The organism is Mucilaginibacter sp. L196 (assembly GCF_009765905.1).
In the GTDB taxonomy this organism is placed as follows: Bacteria; Bacteroidota; Bacteroidia; order Sphingobacteriales; family Sphingobacteriaceae; genus Mucilaginibacter.
This window is the reverse complement of the sequence record NZ_LMUO01000006.1, coordinates 44,185-50,665: the sequence shown is the minus strand read 5'-3', so window position 1 is coordinate 50,665 and position 6,481 is coordinate 44,185. Positions and strand designations below refer to the sequence as shown.

Below are 6,481 nucleotides of genomic sequence, written 5' to 3'. Positions count from 1 at the left end.
GAACGTGAGGCTTTGCCGCCTTACCAGCTGTTAACGTTTACCGGCCAAAAAATAACCAGCGGTGTGCAGCTAAACTGGGTAGCGAGTAATGCGGGTACTTATACCGGTTTTGTACTGGAGAAAGAAGGCGCTGATAATACCTTTAGCCCGATATATACCACCCAAAGCAATAATAGCAGCAAGTACGGTTTTGTAGATAACAACCCGGTGATAGGCAATAATATTTACCGTTTGGCACAAAATGATATCAACGGTAATATCACTTATTCATCATTAATAACCATCGGCTATAATAATGTATCCTCAAATGGTTACTTTAGTGTTTACCCAAATCCTTCAAAAAGTATAATTAACGTATTGGTAAATTCAACCACGGCTAACAATGCTAATTACACAGCTGATATTTATAATGCCTCGGGCGTTTTAATGGATCATCGTTTATTAAGCACTTATACCTGGACAGAAGATGTAAGCAGTTATAAAGAAGGCGTATATATTATCGCATTGAAAAATACGAATGGCGATGGGCTCGAAATGGAAAAATTTATCAAAATAAAATAAAGCTGTTTATTTAAGAAAATGTCTAAAAACGATTGACTTTTGTTTTTATATAAACACAAAAATAAATCGTCATTGCGAGGTACGAAGCAATCTCTACATAGGCAAGGTATTTAAAATGGTATTGAACCTGCAGGGTAGCTCTGTACATTATAGAGATTGCTTCGTGCCTCGCAATGACAATAGGTTTATCATTTTTAGACAACTTTTTAGAAACATTGCAGAAGATTGTATATTTGTTTTATGCGATACTTCCTATGCTTTATATTCCCACCAGCCGCTGTTTTAACCACAGGACGCATCGGCTCCTTTATCCTCAGTATTATCCTGACACTTTGTTTGTGGATACCGGGCGTTATCTACGCCATTTTGGTAACCAATGATTATTATTCGGACAGAAGAAATAGAAAAGTGATCCGGGCTATCAAATCAAATAGATAGTTCACATTCAATTATGAGCATATTTTATATGTTGTAAAAAGCAATGTTGGTAACTATAAATTAGTATTGGTTAATATGTTATCATATTGATTAATAGTGGTTAAGGGCGTTTATATAATCCCATTTCTTATGTGATTTTTATATTTTTGTTGGCGTTTACGGTAACTTTTGAGGTGTGCTATCCGTATATAGCCGACGATACACCATCTGTTAAAAGGTGCTGATTAAAAACATTGATTAAACCACAAAATTTGAACATACTGTTGCATAACATTTACAAAGCATCAACTAAACCTGATCACAAGTATTATGCCGCTGATTATTTGTTTGATTTTTCATTCAATAAATTTTGCATATGAAAAAACACTTACTTTCTTTTAAAATATTTTTTACAGCGTTAATAACTATTGTTTTGTTTTCTTTTAACAATGCAACTGCTGCTACTGTAAGCGCAACAGTAAATACTCCAGCTAATGGAGCAACGGTTTATGTTGGGAATGGAATAAATCTCACCTCAACGCTTAATAATAATCCAGGCCATGGAATAGTCTCAACAACCTATTCTGTTAATGGAACGACTGTTTCAACGCCATATACACCCACAACCCCAGGTCCTTATTCAATTACTGTAACTATTGTTTATTACCTAACCAACGCTCACAACACTACAGCATCGGTAACATCACCGGCAAATAACTTTACCGTTATAGTATCAGCTGTAACTACAACTATAACAAGCCCTGCCGGCGGCACAACAGTTGTCGCGGGTTCAAATTTTACAATATCAGCAACTGCAACCACGAGTTGTCCGGGTAATATTAACTATGTTACTTTTAGCGGAAATGGATTTAGTAATAATGATGGTATTTCTCCTTATAGTCAAAGTTTTACAGCTTCAACAATACCTGGCGCATATGTATATACAGTAACCGGCGTTGATAATTGCGGATCAAGTAGTAGTGCACCTCCTATTACTATAAATGTTGTACCGGTTGCCCCAACTACTACTGGCGGTTCAACTTGCGGGGCTGGGCCAGTAACCCTTAGTGCTTCCGGCTCGCCAGGCGGGGGTACTTATAACTGGTATACTAGTGCGGCTGGTACCACACTTTTACAAAGTTCCACAAGCTCAACTTATACCACTCCTTCGATAAGTTCAACTACAACTTATTATGTTTCTTACACTTTAAGTGGAGAAACAAGTAGTCTGGCACCTGTAACTGCAACCGTAAGTACTACATCACCTGTTTTATCAACAGCCCCAACAGGTGGAGGATTAACATTCTCGTATCCATTTAGCGGTAATACTACAGATGCATCCACAAACGGCAATAATGGCACAGTTACAGCTAACGTAGCTCTTACTACCGATAGGTTTGGTGTTACCAATAGTGCTTATGCTTTCACCGGCACGAGCAGTGCAGGTGCAGCTGGCTATATATATACAAAAAATTCATCGGCGGGCCTCCAGACTTTTACTATTAACATGTGGTTTAAAACTACTACGGCCCAAGGTATGTTAATTGGATTTGGCGATACAAAAAATACAACCAACAGCACGAATGATGACCGGAAAATATATATGAATGGTGCCGGGCAGCTTATATTTGGTATATACAATGGCGCAACAGATACTATTCGTACAGGTACCAGTTACAATGATGGTACCTGGCACATGGTTACAGCCGAACTTTCAGCTGCAGGTATGCAATTATATGTTGATGGTTCGTTAAAATCAAGCAAGGCAAGTTATACTGTAGCACAATCATATACAGGCTACTGGAGGATAGGGGAAGATATTCTTTCAACTTGGCCGGATGGTACAGCAAACTTTTGTTTTAACGGTTCGTTGGACGATATAGCGGTTTATACTTCTGCTATTCCCGCTTCTACCATTTATACCTTATATGGTGCAGGGAGCCCGCCGGTTTGCGCGGGATCGCCGCTTACCTTACAGGCTAATACTGTGTCCGGGGCTTCCTATTCATGGTCGGGGCCAGGCGGATTCTCGTCTTCCTTGCAAAACCCAACGGTTGACCCTACTGCAAATACAAGCGAAGCGGGAAAATATACCGTTACTATAACAACTCCAACACAATGCCCTGAAATTGTAAATGTTACCGCTGTGGTATATGCAGCACCGGCACCAACAATCGCAGTAAGTAACCCTGCGCCAGCTGCAAATGCGGCGACTACGATTTCGCTATCCAGCGCGGTTGTAGCAGGAGATACTTATAGTTGGAGTTTTGGTACAGGGGCGTCAACAACCACTGCTACAGGTACCGGCCCTTTCAGTATAACATGGAGTACTACTGGTGCGCAAACTATTTCTCTTACCGAAACTAATGCCAACGGTTGTAGTACTACCGTATACCAAAATGTGGCAGTAGGTGGCCAATATGTTACTACGGGCAATTATGCGTTTACACAACCCATTACGTTAAAAAGCTCATTAATAAATGCGGGGTCTGTTCAGGGGATAAGTTCAACTCTTTACAATTTCCCGGCATTGGTATCTATAACTGAGCCTGCTTTAATAAAGTCTGCTGCCCCAAGTTGTACTAATAATATTATGTCTCCTACGGGAGGGCCAAATGGTTATGATTTTGCTTTTACGACACAAAATAGTACCGCGGAACTGAATTACCAGGTAGAAAGCTATAATACAACTACAGGAACCCTATTGGTTTGGGTACAAGTGCCTGCTTTAACACCTACTGATGTTGGACTTAATTTTTATTTTGGTTCCACTACGCCAAACCATTCCACTACGTTTACAGCAGCAACCTGGTCGAGTGACTATAATGAAGTTTACCATTTTGATGAAGTTGCTGCCACTGGGGTTGTGGGGGCAATTATAGATGCCACAAGTAAGGGGAATAATGCCACTCAAACTAGCTGTACACCCTCTGCTGGTCAAATAGGTGGTGCTTACGCTTTTAATGCAACTAATTCAAGTTATATCAAAAGCACTGCTACGAGTCCAGCTATCACAGGTTCATTCACCTTATCGGCATGGGTACAACCTACGTCTTTTTCAATATCACCATCACCGGGTTCGAATGCATACGATTATAAAATAATATGTAATGAAACTACTACTTCTGGTTATAAATTAGGTATGTATGGAGCAAGTAACACCACCGTATACCCAGAAGTTGAGACCCGAAGTAGCAGTGGAACATCTTTTGACCGGTATAGTTCAGGCACTCCCACTCCCGTGAACGCGGTAAGTTTAAGTGCCTGGCATTATATACAGGGGGTTTACGATAGCTCTACCGGTACCTTTTATTCTTATTTAGACGGCAATTTAAATTATTCAGTTACCGGAGCTACAGGTTCGGCTAGTACTGCTTCAAATACACTTATTGGTACAGATTTAAACTTAAGCAATTACTTATATGGATTGCTTGATGAGGTAAGGGTATCAACCGTTGCTAAATCAGCTGATTGGATAAGGGCAGAGTATTACAATCAAAGCAATCCAAGCTCCTTCACCGTTTCAAATACCGCTATTACAACTAATAGTTTATCAATGGCAAATACAATTGGCGGTTCAATTCAATATACTTGGGCTGGCGGTAGCACAAACCCGGCATTGGCTGCAAACTGGAATTGTACAGGTTCAGGGGCTACGGGTATCCTGCCTCCAACTGATGGTACAGCCAGCCTGGTTATCCCTGTTAGTACAAATTACCCATCATATACTGCAGCTCCGCCTTCTATTTACTCATTAACTATGTCTTCCGGATCGCAGCTTTATTTAAATGGTAATACCCTGAATATTGGTTGCCATGTTTACAATTACGGTGGCACAATATCTTCAGCTGCCAGCAGTTCAAGCCCTACTATTACTGCAGCTTCAACAGGTGGACTGAATTTTATCAGTTCCGTATTGGCTACTCAATATCTTTATGGCTCAACAGCATCAGGTGCTACCAATGTTGCAAATTTAACAGTAGCTAATACCGCCACCAATGGTACTGTAGATATTACAGGCGGTCCGGTTAATTTGTATAATACACTTACTATGACGAGTGGTAAATTGTTGATAGATAACGCGAATAGTGGTGTATTAACCTTAATGTCCAATGCTGCGGGTACTGCAGCTGTTGATGTAATACCGTCTACTAGCAGTATCACGGGCAATGTTAATGTACAGCGTTATATAACGGGAGGTTCAGCATACCGCGGTTATCGTTTATTGTCGTCCCCTATAAATATCAATAGTAGCTTAAACCAGACATCCACTCAGGCGAATATCGGTTTAATATATTTGGGAGGCGGGATACTGACTGGTGGGCCGGGTACAGGTTTTACAACCTATACACTTAACCCGCTTACCTATTTATATAATGAAACCCGAACTGTAAACCATCTCGCCTATAGCGGTGGGCAGAATGTTGGCGTTACTTCGGTAACAGGAGCTGTAACGAGGCCGGGAGTAACACCTTATTCTGTATCCACCCTGGCCACGAACCTGGTTACGGTAACCTCCAATGTAGTGGTTCCGGTAGGGAACTCCTACCTGGTATACTTCGTAGGGGACAATACCAGTCCCAACCTGGCGCCATCCCGTACGCCGGAAAATAGCGTTGTAACGGATACGGGTTACCTTAACCAGGGAAACATCTTATTGCACTTTTTTGATGGCCAAACAGGTAATAATACCTTGATGACCTATACAGCGACATCGGGAGCGGCGACCCCCGGCTTGCACCAGATTGGTAATCCGTATGCGAGCACGATAGATATTGATAAGGTATATAATGATAACTCGAGTTCCATTAACCCCACTTTTTGGGAGTTTAAACAAACAAGCCAGGCCTATTATGCTATTAATGCGATAAGTAATACTACGCAATCATCGAATATCAGCCAGTATATAGCAAGCGGTCAGGGCTTTTTTGTTGGGGCGAAAGCTGCGGGTGGTACGGTGACGTTTAAGGAAAGTGAAAAAATTGCATCAAAACAGCTGGTTTCTGGTGGTACGCCATTATTATTACTCAACCAAAAACAAAGCTCCTCAATATCTGCAGCTGAATTACAGCCTGCAAATGTTCTTAGCGGTTTGCACCTGCAGATAACACAAGATACGCTTACCTCAACGCAAACAGGCATTTACTTTAGTAAATCATGGTCCGATAGCTACAGCCCCAAAGAAGATGCTGTAGATCTTGACGGAACAAGCGTATACCTTTCGAGTTATTCATCAGATAATAAAAGGTTAAGTATTAACCAGCTTGGAGATTATAGTGGTACTAATAGGAAAGTGGTAAAGTTATTTGTATCAGCAGCAAGTTATGGTGCGTATAACCTAAGTTTGGCCGATATTAAGAATATCGATACGTTATATAATGTTTACCTGCGCGACCACATGCTAAATGATTCGGTGAACCTGCGTACTGCGAAAACCCCTTACAATTTTAATATCACAACCGATACGGCCAGTTATGGGGCGAACCGTTTTGACCTGGTGCTG

General features: G+C 41.1%; 3 protein-coding genes. All 3 read left to right on the top strand.

Annotated elements, in window-relative coordinates:
* On the top strand, window positions 1–561 hold a 561-nt coding region (locus GSQ74_RS01395), incomplete at its 5' end, for a T9SS type A sorting domain-containing protein (RefSeq protein ID WP_216846658.1).
* Window positions 562–801: 240 nt separating this feature from the next.
* Window positions 802–999: a YqaE/Pmp3 family membrane protein gene (locus GSQ74_RS01390; RefSeq protein WP_158989302.1), complete on the top strand. Its 198-nt coding sequence runs from the start codon at window positions 802–804 to the stop codon at window positions 997–999.
* A 355-nt stretch (window positions 1,000–1,354) separates the two neighbouring features.
* Window positions 1,355–6,481: S-layer family protein (locus GSQ74_RS01385; RefSeq protein WP_216846657.1), on the top strand; the 5,127-nt coding region annotated here is incomplete at its 3' end.